Raw genomic sequence first — 17,416 nt, 5'->3', positions numbered from 1 at the left:
TAAATGGGGGTTAAAACACTGTGATTCAACCCCACGAGTTCAGTTCTCTGATTTGCTTTCTAAGGATGATATGCTCATCACTAAATGAAAGGCATATCGATATTGGAGGAACACTATATTGGACGAACGCTGTCTCTATCCAACTCGGCAGCAAAACGTCTTTCGATAAACTGTACGTTGGCATCGTTTTCCAAACTGGTAAACGCGTCTTTCAACTTGCTTTGATACAATCTTTCTCGCAGTTCTAGCGGCGTTTCTCCACCATCACCAATTTCAACACTCAAATGACACTCTTCTCCAAGCACAGTATTGAGAGACTGTAATAGCTCACTCTGTGCACGGTCCGTATTCAAGTGAGCCTGGCTCGCTCTTAACGTTAAGGTGATTGATGTGTCAATCTTAGTAAATACTGAGTTCAATGCTAACTGTTCAACAAGCTTGGCTGTCTCTAGCTTTTGAATCGTGGCGGACCATTCATCTTGAACAATCGACTCTTGAAGCAATTTATCGACCATTTCTGGTGTCTTAATATGCTCTAACGCACGCTTGATCTGAGTAGGTGTAAGCTCTTTGCTCACCTCTTTCACTACAGGTTTAGACGGTTTCCAGCGATAAGGTTCATTATCGTTGGTCACATTTTCTGTCGAAGAGGCTGATAAAGAAGCTGGCGACACCCGCTCAGAACCACCGTGTTGCTGAGCAACTCGGTCAAGAACTGAAGTTTTAGCTGGTGTCGCTTTAGCCTTTTTTGGCGCCGAACCTTTGTTTTCTGTTGCTGCACCACCTCTACGTTGAGAACGCAATTGGTGACGTAAACCACTCACAGGCGAAGTTGCACGCGCTGGTTGCTCTTGCGAAGCAGAAGGAACAGGTGGAACAGAAGGTGCAACGGGAGCAACATTTGGCTGCTCTTGATTCTGGTAATTCGTTTGCTGAGTCATGGGACTCATCGGCTGCTCTGCACCGTAGCTTGGACGCTCATCATAAGCAGGTGGCGCGTCATACTGACTGTGCGGGTAATCCTGTTCTGGATAACCTTGGTTGCCTGAATGATCAGCGTAACCTTGCGAATCTGAATATTGGTTCTGATTCTGCGGCGGTTGCTGTTGCACAGACTGCTGAACAGGGGCTTGCTGAGGCACTTGAGGCTTTGAAACCGCTGGAGCCTGAGCTGACTGTCTCGGAGCGGCCATTGGCGCAGCTTGACTCACTGGCTGAGCAACATTCTGAACCGGATTCTGAGCTGCAGGCGCTGGGCTAGTCGACTCAGTCGAGATAGCCGTAGCAACAGTTTGCTCAGCAGGTCTGAATGCCAACATACGCAGAACCACCATCTCAATACCAACACGAGCGGTTGGCGATAATGGCAAGTCTTGACGCCCTTTCAGCACTATCTGGTAGTAGAGTTGGATGTCTTGAGGGCTTAACGCTTTGCTCAGCAATTCTAGCCTTTCAGCATCAGGCTGAGCCTTGTCTAAAGTAGACGGCAGAGCTTGATACATCGCCAAACGGTGTAATTGAGCCGCAAGTTGACTCAGCAATCCATCCCACTCAACGCCATTTTCAGCAAGAGCTTGAATGCAAGCCATCGCTAATTGTGGTTGTTTACTGCTAATCGCTTCAAGTAGGTGAATCGCTTGGCCTGTATCCAGCGTACCAAGCATGTGAGCAACAGTGTCTGTCACTACATTGCCATTACCTAATGCGATAGCTTGGTCTGTTAGGCTAAGAGCGTCACGCATACTGCCATCAGCGGCATGGGCAATCATTCCAAGCGCACGAGATTCAGACGTCACATTTTCTTGTTCAAGAATATGATCGAGTTGCTCGTGGATATTATCAACGCTAATCGGCTTAAGGTGGAATTGCAGACAACGCGACAATATCGTCACAGGAAGCTTTTGCGGATCCGTCGTTGCGAGCAAGAACTTCACATACTCAGGCGGCTCTTCTAAGGTCTTTAGAAGCGCGTTAAAGCTGTGCCTAGACAGCATGTGTACTTCATCGATTAGGTAAACCTTGAAGCGACCACGTGCAGGCTTGTACTGAACATTGTCCAGAAGCTCGCGGGTATCTTCTACCTTAGTACGTGAGGCAGCATCGATCTCGAGCAGGTCAACAAAACGACCTTCATCGATCTCTTTACAGGTTGCACACTCACCACAAGGGGTTGCAGTAATGCCTGTTTCACAGTTGAGTCCCTTCGCAAACAAACGGCCGATGGTCGTTTTACCGACACCTCGTGTACCGCTGAATAGGTAAGCGTGATGCAACCTATTTTGGCTAAGGGCATTCTCTAATGCTGTTAAAACATGGGCTTGACCAACCACTTCTTTGAATTTGGTTGGTCGCCATTTTCGCGCTAACGCAAGATAGCTCATGAATAATTCCGAAAAGGATTAGTGACCGTCGAATTCGCAGATGCTAAACACTTCTAGACCTAAGCCTTGTAAGCGCTTGTCACCACCGATTTCTGGAAGGTTAATAACAAATGCAGCGTGTTCTACCACACCACCAAGCTGACGAATCAGCTTTGTTGTCGCTTCAATCGTACCGCCTGTTGCTAGCAAGTCATCAACCATCAGCACTTTATCGCCTTCAACGATAGCATCGGTATGGATTTCTAGCGTATCAGTGCCGTACTCAAGCTCATAAGATTGTGCCACAGTTTGACGAGGCAACTTGCCCGGTTTACGAACAGGGATGAAGCCGACACCTAACTCAAGAGCAAGAGGCGCACCAAATAGGAAACCACGAGCTTCAGTACCAACGATCTTAGTAAAGCCCATGCCCTTGTATGTGTCTACTAACAGGTCGATTGTCGCTTTGTACGCGGCAGGATCTTCCATCAAGCTTGTTACGTCACGGAACAAAATACCCGCTTTAGGGTAATCAGGAATGCTTTTGATGCTTGCTTTGATCAGAGAGATTTTTTCTGTGTTCATAATCTTATGCACTTCATTAGGCCGCTTTCCAAACTCTCGTTAACGAATCAAACATCAACGCTCGGAATTAAGGAAAGGTACGATTGGTATTCATTGCAACGAGAGTCATAACTCTGATTGCTGAAATAATAAACGCCCGCTATACAAGCAGGCACACTGGCTTAATGGTAGTGATTTTCTTTGCTGTCAGCAACCAACTCATGGGTTGGAAGTCGCATAAACCATGTGAGAAGAATAACAAGTACACAAATTAGGAAAACCTTGACCCAAATGATCGGGGCAAAGTAGATCGATAACGCAAAACTCAACAAGATAAAGAACACGCCACGCGTTTTAACTTGTTTGGTCACAGCACCGTGTTGATACCAATTGTTCAATAACGGGCCGAGCGTTTTATGCTCATGCATCCATTTGTGAACTTTGGGGTTGCTTCGCATGAAACATGCACTGGCAAGAAGGAGAAAAGGCGTGGTTGGCAGAACGGGTAAAACGATCCCTAGAACTGCAAGAATGATACAAAGGCCACCAGCAATATTGAGGCTTAAAACTCGAACGCTAATTGTGGCCTCCTTGAGTTAGCTATCACCATCGGCGACGATAGCTTAACTAGAATGTTGCGTAACCATTGAATACTCGGATCAACGTTAGGGTTGCTGGTAGTAATGGAATCGCTAAAAATGCAGCTAAAAATCCTAAAAAATAGAATACATTAAACGGGTCTTGAAAGTCTTTGTTATCTGCCATGATTGCTTCTTGTTTTTGTTAGTAAAGGTAAGTATCTGGCGAACCAAACCCGCTTTGCTAAATCGACATTTAACAAAAAAGGCATAGCCACACCATTTGCGCAACTATACCTTAATCAATTATTCACAAAAACCGAGGAAATATAGGGTTAATCAGTGGACCCTTGGTGTATGTCTAAACTAAAACTGGCCGATCCAAGCAGGCTCAATGATAGCTGGCAGCCTTGTTCAATCGGAAGATCCCGCGTAATGAAGTTCTTCTTACAGTTCTCACCCAAGCGCTCGCCCGCCGCAATATGTTGATTCAATTCGCCATTTGACCATTGTCCATCTAAACCCGCAGGTAAAATAGAGATAGTTCCCACAGCAAGATCAGCAACACCAAACAAAGCATTCACAGGGGTTGAACATTTAGAGCAACGAATCCCCTTCTCCAAAATTTCCGCAATATCTTTGAGATCAACGTTAAAATCTTTTCTATTTCTGATGTAATCGTGGAATAACGCTCTCACCAACAATGTGGCCGCTGAGCCGCCGTTATCAGAAGACGACGAATCGACGAGGTAGAAAGCAAACTGCCCGTTCATCATCCACGCATAATCAAACACAAGCGGCATCATTTCTGTTGATTGCAGTAAACGGTAGCTGCAACGCCATGAGCCTTGTCGTGTGTCTTTCTCTGGGAGCAGCGCGTGCAATAAGTCTCTTGCAGCACTCGGGTTATCTTGCAGGTAGTTTAGATGCCAATGCAGTTCTTGGTCTTCAGGGATCTCGCCACCGTCATCAACGCAGAACCATTGGCTTGAAAAATCTCGTTGGTCTGAAATGTTATCGAACGAATCTGTCAACGTATTCGCAATCGCACTTCCTAAATGACCGTGGTCCTCTAGAGGTTTCGCTAAAAAGTCTTTGATACCAAATCGTAATGCTTTCGCCACATCAGACATATCATCGGTGCCAGACACGACGATCATAGGCAGTGACGGATACTCTAAACTGAGCTCCTCTACAAGCTCAATCCCATCCAGTATCGGCATTGATAAGTCACACACAATTAAATCTGGCGCTGAGTCTCTAAGTTTTTGCAGAGCGTCCAGCCCATTTTCAGCCTCAACCACTTTATAACCAATCTTGTCTAAGTACGCGCTGGTTATCCGGCGAAAAATAGGATCATCATCAACCAACATAACGCATTTTTGATTGAGAACTTCCTGAGCCGAGGTCATAACTGGCTGACTGTGAGTTTTGTACATAATCTCTAACCTCACAAAACTAAGTCGAATTATTATTGTTATCTGTTCTAAGAACTAATATAAAACTTAGTAATAAAATACTAAATACACAAATGTTCACTCTTTACTGGTAATTCGTGACAAGGGTTGGAATACTGGTAAATAGTGCAACGAGTTGACGTAACGCAAACATTGATCTCAATATTACGTATAAATTAGATGAGATTGTAAACAAATGTGTCTGGATTTATGAAATTAGATGATTTAAACCTCTTTCGACTTGTCGTTGAAAATGGGAGCTACACCGCAACATCGCGCAAGACTATGATTCCGGTTGCGACCATTACACGACGCATCCAAGCCTTAGAAGACTCTTTGAACCTAAGGCTTCTCAATAGACACGCGCGTAAACTCTCTTTAACAGAGGCTGGCGAACGTTTTTTCAATGAATGCTCACCGTTACTACAACGTCTATCTTCTACTGCAGAAGAACTCACTGACGTGTGTAAGGGTGCTTCAGGGAAGATTCGCATTACCGCGCCCTCAAACCTGACCAAGCGCATGATGATGCCGATGTTCAGTGAATTCATGACTCAATACCCTGATATCAATATTGAGCTGATGATGAACAACCAAGCTGATCAGCTTGATCCAACCGAGTGGGATGTCATTTTCAGAGTCGGCCCGCAGCGTGATTCAAGCTTAATCGCAAGAAAGATCAGTGAAGTGAAGGATATTCTTATCGCGAGTCCTGACTACTTAGCGAAGAACCCGGCACCAAGTCATGCAGAAGAGCTCGCGAATCATTCGCTACTTAAAGGCTATCCGCTGATTAAGTGGCAGCTGAGTAATTCGAATGAAGAGACGGTGGTGAATAGCGAGAAAGGTCGTTTCAATGCGAATGCGCTTAATGTCGTAAGACAAGCCTGTTCAGAAGGCCTAGGTATCACCCTAATGCCTGACGTGATGATCCGTGAATACATTGAAGATGGCAGCTTAGTGCAAGTCTTAGAAGACTGGAGTGCTAACCCTCGTGATATTTACATGCTTTATAACCACAAAGACCACCTGCCAGAGAAGGTTAGATTGTTTATCGATTTTGTGATCGCATACCACATTCACTAAGATTCAATCCCCTTCCCCCGCAAACAAAAAAACCAGAGCCGATGCTCTGGTTTTTTATTACTCATTTTTTATGAGTACGCTAAGCGCCTTCGTTATGTAACTCTAGGTTCGCGAGATCTTGTTGGATCTCACGCTCAACCTTTGAATCGTCATTACGTAAAGAGTCTAGGAAATCTAGGTACGCTTGGTCGATATCGCCCGTTACATACTCGCCGTTGAATACGGATGTATCAAAACGAGAGATGTCTTGATTACCCATACCTACCGCCGAGATTAAATCTGGTAGCGTTTGGAAAATCAAAGCATCGGCACCAATCTGCTTACAAATCGTTTCGTTATCACGGCCATGAGCAATGAGCTCAGTCGCGCTCGGCATATCTATGCCGTAAACGTTCGGGAAACGAACCTCAGGAGCAGCAGAAACCATGAAGACTTTGCTTGCGCCAGAATCACGAGCCATCTCAATGATCTGCTCTGATGTCGTGCCACGAACAATAGAATCATCAACCAATAGAACGTTCTTACCTTTAAACTCAGAACGAATCGCGTTGAGCTTGCGGCGAACCGACTTCTTACGCTGTTGCTGACCAGGCATGATAAACGTGCGGCCAACATAGCGGTTTTTCACGAAACCTTGACGATATGGCTTATTGATCGCTTGAGCAATTCGTAGCGCAATATCATTCGATGTTTCAGGGATTGGAATTACCACGTCAATGTCTAGGTCTGCGTACTCTTCTTTAATACGCTTGCCTAACATCTCACCCATCTCAACGCGTGCGCTGTAAACCGAAATTTTATCGATGAATGAATCAGGACGAGCAAAATAAACAAACTCGAAAATACATGGGTTTAATTGTGGGTTATCTGCGCATTGTTTAGTGAAAAGCTCACCATTGAATGTTGCGTAAATAGCTTCACCAGGGGCAACATCGCGCATAAAATCAAAACCAACAGCGTCTAACGCTACCGATTCAGACGCAACCATGTACTCAGTTTTACCGTTAATTTCACGCTTACCAAGACACAGTGGACGAATACCATGTGGGTCACGGAATGCGATCATACCGTGGCCGATGATCATCGCTGTCACTGCGTAAGCACCACGAATAGTACGGTGCACGTTTGCAACGGCGCGGAACACATCTTCTGAAGTCACATTACCTTTAACAGTATCGATTTCATGAGCCAATACGTTCAGTAGAACTTCAGAATCAGAGGTTGTGTTGACATGACGACGGTCTTTTTCGAACAACTTCTCACGAACTTCACTTGCATTCGTTAGGTTGCCGTTGTGCGCCAACGTGATACCAAAAGGAGAGTTTACGTAGAAAGGCTGCGCTTCAGAAGCACTCGAGCTTCCCGCTGTAGGATAACGAACATGACCAATACCAACGTTACCTTGGAGGCGTTGCATGTGTTTTGCTTCAAAAACATCTTTAACTAAACCGTTCGCCTTACGCAGACGGAAACGATTGCTTTCTATGGTACAAATACCAGCGGCATCTTGGCCACGATGCTGCAATACCGTTAAAGCGTCATAAATAGACTGGTTTACAGGTGTTGAACCCACGATTCCAACAATACCACACATGTCCTAATCCTCGATTTTCGACATTAACTGGCGCTAAAGCGCGCCAGATAAGAAACTAGATGTTGCTTGTAAATGCTCAAAGAACGGCGCAATGATTCGGCTAAACTCCGGAACCAACTGCGAATTCTCCCACCACTCAGAACTTGGGAATGCAGTAAACGCATCCATGAAAAACAACACTGCTGAGACAATCAGAACACCACGTAAGCCACCAAAGACGACACCGAGGATTCTGTCTGTACCCGACAGGCCTGTTTTCTGAACTAGCTGACCGATGACATAGTTAACTAAGGCACCGACAACTAACGTTGCAACAAATAATGCTGCTATCGCAGTTCCGTTTCGAAACATCTCATCTTCGATATTGGTGAAGTACATGGCTAATTTAGCGTAGTACTGGCTAGCAATAAAAAATGCTCCAAACCAAATAACAAGTGATAACGCTTCTTTAGCGAAACCGCGAACTAAACTGATCACGGCAGAGAAGCCGATCACGCCTAAAATGACAAAATCTAACCAATTCATGAATTCTTCATCTTAAGTTGGCGCGCATTTTAACAGAAAAAATGCTGACGCAAACGTTTTCTTATGGATTTAACGGTTTAAATTTGAGCAACTGGCCTTTTGAACCCGTAATTTTTTCTAATTCCTTAATTTGTCGCTCAAGTTTGGATTTAGAGACATCCGGGCCAATAATTACTCGCGTAAACGTTTTTTCTTGCTTGGTGTGAGCCTGGTAACCACGCTTTTGTAAATCCTTAACAACGTTTTTTGCGTTGTCAGCATTCTTCAAAGCCATCAATTGAATAATCCAAGCACTGTCTTGGTATTCATTTTTTTCCGGTACTGGCTTAACCACCACTGCCACTTTATCCGCTTCTTTGTTACTGGAAGCCGACGCAGTTTGCTTATCTGAATTATCAACACCACTTTCAACCACTCGCTCAACCGGAGAATCCGGCAGTGCAATCTGATCTTCAACAGGGTCGAGTACTTCAAAAACTTCTACATTACTATCAAGCTCTGGCTTAATCGGAATGCTTGCAAACTCTTCTTTATAGTGGAGCTTCTTACCATCCAGCACATCGGGCAATACAATCACACCAATGGCCACTAAAATGATGGTACCGACTAATCGGCTTTGGAATTTACTTGCCATTTAGTTTCCTTTTTTCTGCCAATGCTCCAATACTTCACCCACAGTATGGAAAGAACCGACCACCAGTACAACATCGTCATCTTTAACAGAAGCTAAAGCCGCTTCAAACGCTGCTACAGGGTTTGAATGCTGCTCTACGCCTTGAGGTAGGCTTTGACACAATTCAGCCGCTGTTGCGGCTCGTGGGCCGTTCAGCGAAGCTGGGTACCAATGTGTTGTGATTGGTGCTAATACTTCCAATGTCGCAGGGATATCTTTGTCATGAAGCATGGCGACTACAACGTGTAAATTTTTGCCTGCATACTTCTTCGTTACTTGCTGCGCAAAGTATTCAGCCGAATGCGGATTGTGCGCAACATCAAGCACAATCACGGGTTGTTCGCTAATTTGCTGCATACGCCCAGGAAGCTGTGCGTTCTTCATGCCATTAACGACGTTCACATCGCTAATGCTAAGTTCTGAAGTACCTAATGCCATCAATGCTGTTGCTGCGTTAGGTAGCGGCAGGCTTGGAATAGGCAGTGATTCTAGTTGGAATGCCCCACTACGCCAGTTCCAAGTATCGCCGTCTACATCATAGGTGTATTGAATGCCCACCTGATAGAACTCAGCCTTAATGTCATCAGCGTGAGCAGCAACCGTAGCTGGTGGTTTAGGTTGACCACAAATAGCCGGCTTACCGCTACGATAAATACCGGCTTTCTCAAAACCAATCACATTGATGTCATCACCTAGCCAATCAACATGGTCGACAGCCAAACTGGTAATCACAGAAACATCATGCTCAACGATATTCGTCGCATCTAGGCGTCCACCTAGACCCACTTCTAATAACACAACATCAACCGCTTCAGTTTGAAAAGCACGTAACGCCGCTAAAGTCCCATATTCGAAAAAGCTAAGGCTGATCTCACCGCGCTCTTTCTCAATGAAACTGAAAGACTGAACCATCTTTTCATCGGATAGATCTTGGCCGTTAATACGAACACGTTCGTTATAGCGAATTAAGTGAGGAGAACTGTAGACACCAACTGAGTAACCAGCATCCAACAGAATAGCTTCCATTAGTGCACACGTTGAGCCTTTGCCATTAGTTCCGGCAACAGTAATAACGTGTTGAGCAGGTTTGGTGAGGTTTGCCTTAGAGGCGACGGCCTGAACTCGGTCTAATCCAAGATCAATAGCGCTTGTGTGGATGTTTGATAAATAATCAAGCCACATCTCCAAAGAGGATGTGGCTTGAGGAATAGGTTGTTGACTCATCTAACTCATAACCATGATTAAGTAGGTTTGTTAGAAGGTACTTTACCCTTTTTCTGGCGCTTCTGGTACTTCATAAGTAGCTTCATTCGGTGAATCGTTCACAGAAACTACTAATGGTGAAGGCTGGTTGGTCATTTTAGCAACAAGGCTTGCAACTCGCTGACGCATCTCACGACGGTCAACGATCATGTCGATAGCGCCGTGATCTAGTAGGAACTCACTGCGTTGGAAACCTTCAGGAAGGTCTTCACGTACAGTTTGTTCGATTACACGACGTCCAGCAAAACCGATAAGCGCTTTTGGCTCACCGATGTTGATATCGCCAAGCATTGCCAAACTCGCAGAAACACCACCCATTGTTGGATCAGTCATTACTGAAACAAACGGTAGGCCTTTCGCAGATAAACGCTCTAGAGCAGCACTGGTTTTTGCCATTTGCATTAGAGACATCAATGCCTCTTGCATACGAGCACCACCACTTGCAGAGAAACAAACTAAACCACAGTTGTTCTCAATAGCCGCATCTACCGCTTTCACAAAACGAGCACCAACAACAGAGCCCATTGAACCACCCATAAATGAGAATTCAAAAGCACACGCTACGATTGGTAAACCTAGTAGTTCACCTTTCATTGCGATCAGCGCGTCAGTTTCACCACTGTTCTTTTGAGCAGTAGAGATACGCTCTTTGTAACGCTTAGAGTCTTTAAACTTCAGTTTGTCTTGTGGCTCAAGATCAGCACCTAGTTCAACGCGCTCACCTTTGTCTAGGAATGTATCCAGACGGCGACGTGCCTTCATGCGCATGTGATGGTCACATTTTGGACACACTTCTAGGTTACGCTCTAGTTCAGCATGGTAAAGAACCTGCTCACAAGAAGTACATTTAGTCCAAACACCCTCAGGGATAGACGCTTTACGAGATGTTACGATGTTGCTTTTTTCTAAAATCTTTTCAAGCCAACTCATGGAAGACCTTTTTTTTTCGATTCTTACGCTTGATTGCGAAAGAAATAAATTTGGGAATTATGCGTGGGAATTAAAGCACATAAAACAGCGACTGTAGATAAAAAACTGGTTGTACCTATTTTCTGGCACTATTTTACGCACGAAACCGTAATATTTTTTGAACCTAAGTCTCACATTTAGTTCAAATTATCCGGTAAAAACAGAGGTCCAATTGGCTCTCGTGGTAACTCAAAATGTTCAGGATAATCAACATCTACCAGATACAAGCCTTCCGCTTTGGCGGTTGCGCCAGCCACTTTTCGATCTTTAGCCTCTAAAAGCCACTGGATCCACTCTGGTTTTTGCTCACCTTTACCTACTGCAATTAGGCTACCCGTAATATTCCTCACCATGTGGTGAACAAACGCATTCGCTTTAATATCGATCACTATGTAGTGCCCATGACGAGTCACGTTTAAGTGAATCATGTTTCTCCATGGACTACGAGATTGACAATGTGTCGCTCTGAATGAAGTGAAGTCGTTCTCGCCTAACAAGTACTGACCCGCTTCATGCATCTTTTTTTCATCAAGGTGACCATGGTAATGGCTCACGCCTGAATTCAGAATGCCAGGACGTAGTGCATGATTAAAGATAATGTAGCGATAACGGCGTGCAGTTGCAGAAAAACGAGCGTGGAAATCCTCATTCACTTCTGTCGCCCAACGAACCGCAATATCTTTTGGCATGTTGGCATTCGCGCCCATTGTCCAAGCAACCATTTTACGATCAACATTAGTTTCAAAGTGAACGACTTGTCCCGTACCGTGAACACCGGCATCTGTACGACCTGCGCACATAACCTCTACAGGATGATTCGCGACAACTGAAAGAGCCTTTTCCAATTCTTCTTGGACACTTTTCACGTCTCGTTGGCGCTGCCAACCAAAGTAGTGGGTACCGTTATATTCAATACCTAAAGCAATTTTCATGTTCTTGTTCTCTTTGAAAATGGGCAAGAAGTATATACGGAAATGAGTGCTAGCCCAAATAGGATGGGGCTAAAACTGCAATAAACAACCACTACCGCCCTAGACGGTGGTTTTAAGAAGCCAAATAAAACAAAGGCGCTTGGGCTCATCTAAAAATAAAGGGTAGCCAACGCTACCCTTTATGATTTTTTTAAATTTATCGACCGTTTAAGGTATCGATAAGATTCTTTGCCTCTCGACGAATATCATCGCTCCCGTCAACTATCGCCTCTTCTAGAAGTTTAATTGCACCTTGCGAATCACTCATCTCGATATAGATTTTAGCCAAATCGAGCTTACCAGCAGCTTCTGCATTATTGTCGACATCATAGTTGCCAATATCACCGATAACATCAGGGAATTCATTGAGACCAACATCCAACTTCAACTCTTCATCATCTGGATTAATGGCTTCTTCGCCTTCTTGCTCTACTTGAGCCATCAGTTCGTCAATCGTCATGTATTGCTTATCACGACTGTTACCTGACTCTGTTAGATTATCTTGTTGACCCCAATTCTCTTCTTTAATTTTAGGTTCAGCTTGTTTTTCAGCCGATGCCCAAATCTCTTGTTGATCGTCAGGAACACCATTGTGCATGCTTGATTGATGCTCTGGAGCTAAGTTAAAGCCTTTCCAATCTTCACCGCCAACTTCAAGCATCGCATCGATATCGAGCCCTGCACTGTCAATCGACGTTGCATCTAATGGCTTCTCAAACATATTGTCGACTGAGTCTTGTACATCTTCTGAAAGCAACTCAGCCAATGCTGTTTCATCAAAATCGTCAAAGCCTTCTAGTGGTTCGTCTTGAACCGCTTTAGGTGCTGAGTTTGATTCTAAAGGCGTTGAATTTAATCCTGAAGATGAACTCGGTGAATCATCTGGTTGTGCGAACGCTGCCAATTCAGGTTCTTCTGCATCTGAGAACCCTGCTTCGTCCGAGAAACCCTCTGTATCCGAGAAATCGTCAGCGTGACTAAAGCTTTGCGGGTTTGAGAACAAATCATGCAACGCATCTTGCTCTTCACCTTGAGGACTAAAAGAAGTCAGTGGTGTCGGCTTCTCTGCAAATGCATCTGAGATGGCTTCGTCTTCACCGTATTCAGGCAAATCAAGCTCATCGAACTCGACGCCTTCTTCTTCCGCTACTGGCTCTGCACTGCTTTGCTCAATATCATCTAAAACAGAGTCTGCTTTTGCGCTTTCTTCGTCATATTCAGGAAGGTCAAGATCATCGAACTCAAACTTGTCTGCCTCAGGAGCGAGATCTTGCTCTAACTGAGCTTCATCAGGCTCACTAACGGCTTCCGCCAATGCATCTTCTTCACCAAACTCTGGCAGTTCGAAGTCATCAAACGAGAACTCGTCTTCGCCTTCTTGTCCTAGAACTTCAGCTTGTTCCGTAGCTTCAGCTTGCGGTGCCGATTCTGCTTGAGGCGCAACGTCTGCTTGTGGCTCAGATGTTAATTGTGGTTCTAATACTGATTGAGGTTCAACGTCTAGTTGAGGTTCAACAGCAGGAGCAATTGGTTCCGGTATTACTTCAACATCAGCTTCAACATCGGCTTCTGCCAATGCGTCTTCTTCATTAAACTCAGGAAGTTCGAAGTCATCAAACGAGAACTCTTCTTCGCTGTCTTGTCCTGGAACTTCAGCTTGTTCAGTAGCGTCAACTTGCGGTACCGTTTCTGCTTGAGGCTCAGCGTCTAGTTGAGAATCAACAGTAGGAGCAACTGGTTCTGGTATTACTTCAACATCAGCATCGGCTTCTGCCAACGCGTCTTCTTCATTAAACTCTGGAAGCTCGAAGTCATCAAACGAGAACTCTTCTTCGCTGTCTTGTCCTGGAACTTCAGCTTGTTCCGTAGCGTCAACTTGCGGTACCGTTTCTGCTTGAGGCTCAGCGTCTAGTTGAGGTTCAACAGCAGGAGTAACTGGGTCTGGTATTACTTCAACATCAGCTTCAGCGTCCACTTCTTCCAACGCATCTTCTTTAGCTGTATCGTCTCCAATCAGCCAATCACTGTCTTCTGGTACACCGAACTCATTTGGAATGATTTCTGGCATATGTGCAGCACGGACTGGCTCTGGCTCTGGCTCTGCCTCTGGCAAGGATTCAACGATATTTTCAAGTTCATCGCTACCTTGAATTTTCGGTTCAAAGTCAAAATCAGAGTCTATATTCGCAGGAGATTCAACATCATCAATGGCTTCGGCTAACCAATCTTCTACCGTTTCTTCATCGTCTTCAGAGATATCATTTAAAGACGACGGCGAAGCTTGATCTTCAGTACTCGCAGCGATGTCTTCACGCTGATCTTGTACGTCGGCTTCTTCCGAATCTGATGCTTGTTGCTCAGTGTCTTCTTGAGTCGGCTCTTCAAAAACTGGTTTGTCAAAGTCAGAATTCTCAGAGAGCAACGAGTCAACATCCAGTTCATCATCTTGAACAGACGACACCGCTTCTTCTGGTAATAGTTCATGACTATCAGAAAGAGACGTTTGTTCTGGTTCCAAAGCACTTTCGATTGATGCTTCATCCGGCTCTTCAGTAGCTTGCAACGAATCGCTGTCATCAGAAGTCATCAACTCATCAATCAATGCTTCATCTGTTGTTTCTAGTGCGTCATCAAGCAACGCATCCGTTGCAGGCGCTACACCAAACAAGTCATCGATAAAGTCATCACGATTAAAGGCTTCATCATTTTCTGGCTTAACATCAGCACCGTCTTGAATCAGTTCTGAATCTAATGAAGCATCACCAACAAGTTCAGGTTGTGGAGTTTCACTAATGTCCGTTATTTGCTCAGGCTCGGCTTCAGAAGGCTCTGACGTTAATTGAGTATGTTCAACATCTGAATCCTTGATAAGGTCGTCGCTGGCTTTGTCAGAACCAAAGGCAGCATCTAGCTCTTTATCAAACGTCTGCTCTTCTGATTCAAGCTCGTCTTCAATACCACTTGTCAGTAAATCATCAAACGGGTCTAAAGATTCTGATTTTGGTGAATCGGCTTGGTCCGCTGAAAGCGCATCATCCGATAGTTCACTATCAAGGAAATCATCCAGTAAGTCGGTGCTCTCTGCATCGAGTTCGAAATCATCATCAGAATCTCCGATTAATTCATCCAGAGTTTCCGTGCTGTCTTCTGCAATATTTAGCTCATCATCAGTCGATAAACCAGAAAGCTCTTCAAGTTCGGATAAGGCATCAAAACCTAAAGGCTCACTTTCAGGCTCATCATCCGATTCATCGCCCAGCATTTCATCAAGGAGTTCGGTCGAGTTGCTTAGGTCAACGTCATCCCCTTCCAACTGCTCATCAAGTAGATCAACGCTGTCTTGAGTCTCTTCATCAACGATTGGCTTATCAAACTGAGACAGGATGTTTTCGATATCATCATCAGACGCCAAACCATTGTTTAGGTTCGTCGCTATCTCATCGTCGCTATCGAGGTTGAAAGGATCATTCGCTTGCTCGTTCTGAGCGGCAACCTGAGCAAAGATGTCATCAATATCATCCTCTACACTAGGAGCTGCAGATTGAGTGGTCTGTTGTTCAGAGATCAGAGCATCAATATCAAAGTCGTCATTGCTTATGTCCGAAGGCGTAGCATCGCTTTGTTGTTCTGAGATAAGCGCATCGATATCAAAATCATCGGTTATTGATGTGTCGGCACTAGAAGTAGAATCATTTTGCTCTTCCGAAATCAAAGCATCGATGTCGAAGCTATCATCATCTTCGTCATCAAGAGAAAACAGGTCATCTAATAGTGACTGGTCTAATTCGTTAGAGCCTAAATCTTCAGTCTCGGATTCTTTAGATAGCAGTGCTTCAATGTCATCAGCAGACATTGCGTTATCATCTGAGAGGTCAAAATCGACTTCATCGGTATCAAGTGCGCTTTCTGCGCTTTTATCGAGCGCGCGCTCCATCTCTTCAAGACCAAGCGCTTTCTCTTCACCATTAACACTGATGCCGTTGCTGCTGTCCAAGTCTAGATCATCAAAGTTAGTGTCTAAATCACCATTTTCGCCAATGCTCGCAAATGGGTCATCATCTTCACCGTCGAGATTGAAATCGAGATCAGATTCATCCAATCCTGCAAATACATCATCTTCTTCAGCAAGAGCTTGGTCGTCAAACAACTTATTGGCGTCATCTTCAGTGCCAAACAAGTCATCGTCTAAAGACAGCTCGTTAAGGTCGTCCATCTCGTCGCCCAATGTAATAGGCGCGACGCTGCTTGGTTCAGGCTGAATCGGTTGTTCTTGAGTGTTTTGCTGTTGTTCTTCATTTTTAGAACGACGACCTATCAGCATCACGATGATCAAACCAAATAGAAGACCCGGAATAATCGCAAGAGCCGCAACTAACCAACCATTAGATAACAGTTCATCCATGGCACTTGGTGCCATTTTTTCAATTTCGGCGTTCTTTCTACGCTCTTCATCAAGCAGCTTTTCCACTTCGCTACGAATGCGGTCTTCATCACTGAGCTCTGTTTTTAGCTCATCCACTTCCAATTGAACATTCGACAGCATCAAACGAAGTTGATGGTTTTTTTCTTCGAGTGACAGTAACTCAGTTTCTGAAAGCTCTAACTGCTTCTCAAGGTGGTTCATTTCCTTGGCACCGGTTAGCGGCTTGTTATTCACTATCTCTTGATTACCAATTATCGATTTATCGACAACTTTAGGTTCGCTAACCTTAGCTTTGGATTGTGCATTTTTAGGTGCTACATCTGGTCGACTTGACGCTTGCGCTACTTTAGGTTTTGAAGCGGTAGGCTTTGTCGCAGGAGCATCAAGCTTAGCAAGGTGCGAGTTCATGATGTTGATAGCTTGCTGCGTCGAACTTGCACGTGCTTGCTCTAAAGAAGGCACACGTAAATTACTGGCAGGCAGCAGGCTATGGATATTCTGATTTTCAAACGCTTGTGGGTTTAAGCGATAAATCGCCAACAATGTTTGTTGGACTGAAACGGAGTTATCAGGGCGTAACCTTGAAGCAATAGACCATAGCGTTTCTGAGCCACGAGTTGGACCATAGAAACGTGAAGGCTCAGCGCTATTCAATTGCGCTCTTTGAAGAGGTTCTGAAAACGTAGGCGCTGATTGTATCTGGCCATTAGGCCCTACAACTCGAATGGAATCTGCACGAACAACGGAAATCTGAGTCGCAATGATAAAGGCAAAAGGCATTAACCACGGCTTGAAAAATTGAAACATAAAAGGCTCAGCTAGGTGCTTAAATTCGGAAAAGTGATGATCTATTAAATATATCGGATAAATGACGTAAAACTATAGAGATGAAAACAAAAAATGTGTTGCAGCAACAATATTCGCAGCAATTTCACACAATTTGACTAACAATA

At 44.6% G+C, this 17,416-nt stretch carries 13 protein-coding genes; 1 reads left to right on the top strand and 12 read right to left on the bottom strand.

The window, feature by feature from the left end:
- Positions 1 to 113: 113 nt before the first annotated feature.
- From dnaX to AACT19_RS12665, 5 genes are all read right to left on the bottom strand, one after another.
- Positions 114 to 2,381: a DNA polymerase III subunit gamma/tau gene (gene dnaX / locus AACT19_RS12685; protein WP_076646527.1), complete on the bottom strand. Its 2,268-nt coding sequence runs from the start codon at positions 2,379 to 2,381 to the stop codon at positions 114 to 116.
- An 18-nt stretch (positions 2,382 to 2,399) separates the two neighbouring features.
- A complete protein-coding gene (gene apt, locus AACT19_RS12680) occupies positions 2,400 to 2,945 on the bottom strand; it encodes an adenine phosphoribosyltransferase (protein WP_004734171.1) in 546 nt (181 codons plus the stop codon).
- 161 nt (positions 2,946 to 3,106) lie between these two features.
- Positions 3,107 to 3,478 (bottom strand): YbaN family protein, encoded by a 372-nt coding sequence (locus AACT19_RS12675; RefSeq protein WP_029222189.1) that lies wholly within the window; start codon positions 3,476 to 3,478, stop codon positions 3,107 to 3,109.
- Between the two features lie 73 nt (positions 3,479 to 3,551).
- Complete coding sequence (locus tag AACT19_RS12670) at positions 3,552 to 3,689, bottom strand: hypothetical protein (protein ID WP_004734169.1); 138 nt, start codon at positions 3,687 to 3,689, stop codon at positions 3,552 to 3,554.
- Between the two features lie 148 nt (positions 3,690 to 3,837).
- A complete protein-coding gene (locus AACT19_RS12665) occupies positions 3,838 to 4,941 on the bottom strand; it encodes a response regulator (protein WP_004734168.1) in 1,104 nt (367 codons plus the stop codon).
- A gap of 228 nt (positions 4,942 to 5,169) precedes the next feature.
- Between AACT19_RS12665 and AACT19_RS12660 the strand changes: the two genes are divergently transcribed.
- Positions 5,170 to 6,045 carry a LysR family transcriptional regulator gene (locus tag AACT19_RS12660; protein WP_004734167.1) on the top strand — a complete coding sequence of 292 codons (876 nt, stop codon included), beginning with the start codon at positions 5,170 to 5,172 and terminating at the stop codon, positions 6,043 to 6,045.
- Between the two features lie 79 nt (positions 6,046 to 6,124).
- On the opposite strand, the gene purF is transcribed toward AACT19_RS12660, so the two are convergent.
- The 7 genes from purF to AACT19_RS12625 form a co-directional block, all read right to left on the bottom strand.
- On the bottom strand, positions 6,125 to 7,639 hold the full coding sequence (gene purF, locus AACT19_RS12655; RefSeq protein ID WP_004734166.1) for an amidophosphoribosyltransferase: 1,515 nt from the start codon (positions 7,637 to 7,639) through the stop codon (positions 6,125 to 6,127).
- Positions 7,640 to 7,672: 33 nt separating this feature from the next.
- The gene (locus AACT19_RS12650) at positions 7,673 to 8,164 is read right to left on the bottom strand and encodes a CvpA family protein (protein WP_004734165.1); all 492 of its coding nucleotides are present in this window, start codon (positions 8,162 to 8,164) and stop codon (positions 7,673 to 7,675) included.
- 61 nt (positions 8,165 to 8,225) lie between these two features.
- Positions 8,226 to 8,798 (bottom strand): SPOR domain-containing protein, encoded by a 573-nt coding sequence (locus AACT19_RS12645; RefSeq protein ID WP_017084069.1) that lies wholly within the window; start codon positions 8,796 to 8,798, stop codon positions 8,226 to 8,228.
- A complete protein-coding gene (gene folC / locus AACT19_RS12640) occupies positions 8,799 to 10,061 on the bottom strand; it encodes a bifunctional tetrahydrofolate synthase/dihydrofolate synthase (protein WP_076646525.1) in 1,263 nt (420 codons plus the stop codon).
- Between the two features lie 42 nt (positions 10,062 to 10,103).
- Complete coding sequence (gene accD, locus AACT19_RS12635) at positions 10,104 to 11,030, bottom strand: acetyl-CoA carboxylase, carboxyltransferase subunit beta (protein WP_004734162.1); 927 nt, start codon at positions 11,028 to 11,030, stop codon at positions 10,104 to 10,106.
- A 176-nt stretch (positions 11,031 to 11,206) separates the two neighbouring features.
- Positions 11,207 to 12,001 carry a tRNA pseudouridine(38-40) synthase TruA gene (gene truA / locus AACT19_RS12630; RefSeq protein ID WP_004734161.1) on the bottom strand — a complete coding sequence of 265 codons (795 nt, stop codon included), beginning with the start codon at positions 11,999 to 12,001 and terminating at the stop codon, positions 11,207 to 11,209.
- Between the two features lie 196 nt (positions 12,002 to 12,197).
- Entirely contained in the window at positions 12,198 to 17,270 is a 5,073-nt protein-coding gene (locus tag AACT19_RS12625) for a FimV/HubP family polar landmark protein (RefSeq protein WP_076646523.1), read from the bottom strand.
- Positions 17,271 to 17,416 lie beyond the last annotated feature (146 nt).

This window comes from Vibrio sp. 10N.222.47.A9 (assembly GCF_963872585.1).
Classification (GTDB): Bacteria; Pseudomonadota; Gammaproteobacteria; order Enterobacterales; family Vibrionaceae; genus Vibrio; species Vibrio splendidus.
The sequence above is the reverse complement of the archived record's forward strand: the minus strand, read 5'-3'. Positions and strand labels throughout refer to the sequence as shown.

Excerpts from the sequence above, each read along its gene's own strand:
- AACT19_RS12660 (WP_004734167.1), top strand. The coding sequence starts at position 5,170 with ATGAAATTAGATGATTTAAACCTCTTTCGACTTGTCGTTGAAAATGGG.
- truA (WP_004734161.1), bottom strand. The coding sequence starts at position 12,001 with ATGAAAATTGCTTTAGGTATTGAATATAACGGTACCCACTACTTTGGT.
- AACT19_RS12665 (WP_004734168.1), bottom strand. The coding sequence starts at position 4,941 with ATGTACAAAACTCACAGTCAGCCAGTTATGACCTCGGCTCAGGAAGTT.
- purF (WP_004734166.1), bottom strand. The coding sequence starts at position 7,639 with ATGTGTGGTATTGTTGGAATCGTGGGTTCAACACCTGTAAACCAGTCT.
- accD (WP_004734162.1), bottom strand. The coding sequence starts at position 11,030 with ATGAGTTGGCTTGAAAAGATTTTAGAAAAAAGCAACATCGTAACATCT.
- AACT19_RS12645 (WP_017084069.1), bottom strand. The coding sequence starts at position 8,798 with ATGGCAAGTAAATTCCAAAGCCGATTAGTCGGTACCATCATTTTAGTG.
- apt (WP_004734171.1), bottom strand. The coding sequence starts at position 2,945 with ATGAACACAGAAAAAATCTCTCTGATCAAAGCAAGCATCAAAAGCATT.
- AACT19_RS12625 (WP_076646523.1), bottom strand. The coding sequence starts at position 17,270 with ATGTTTCAATTTTTCAAGCCGTGGTTAATGCCTTTTGCCTTTATCATT.
- dnaX (WP_076646527.1), bottom strand. The coding sequence starts at position 2,381 with ATGAGCTATCTTGCGTTAGCGCGAAAATGGCGACCAACCAAATTCAAA.
- folC (WP_076646525.1), bottom strand. The coding sequence starts at position 10,061 with ATGAGTCAACAACCTATTCCTCAAGCCACATCCTCTTTGGAGATGTGG.
- AACT19_RS12670 (WP_004734169.1), bottom strand. The coding sequence starts at position 3,689 with ATGGCAGATAACAAAGACTTTCAAGACCCGTTTAATGTATTCTATTTT.
- AACT19_RS12650 (WP_004734165.1), bottom strand. The coding sequence starts at position 8,164 with ATGAATTGGTTAGATTTTGTCATTTTAGGCGTGATCGGCTTCTCTGCC.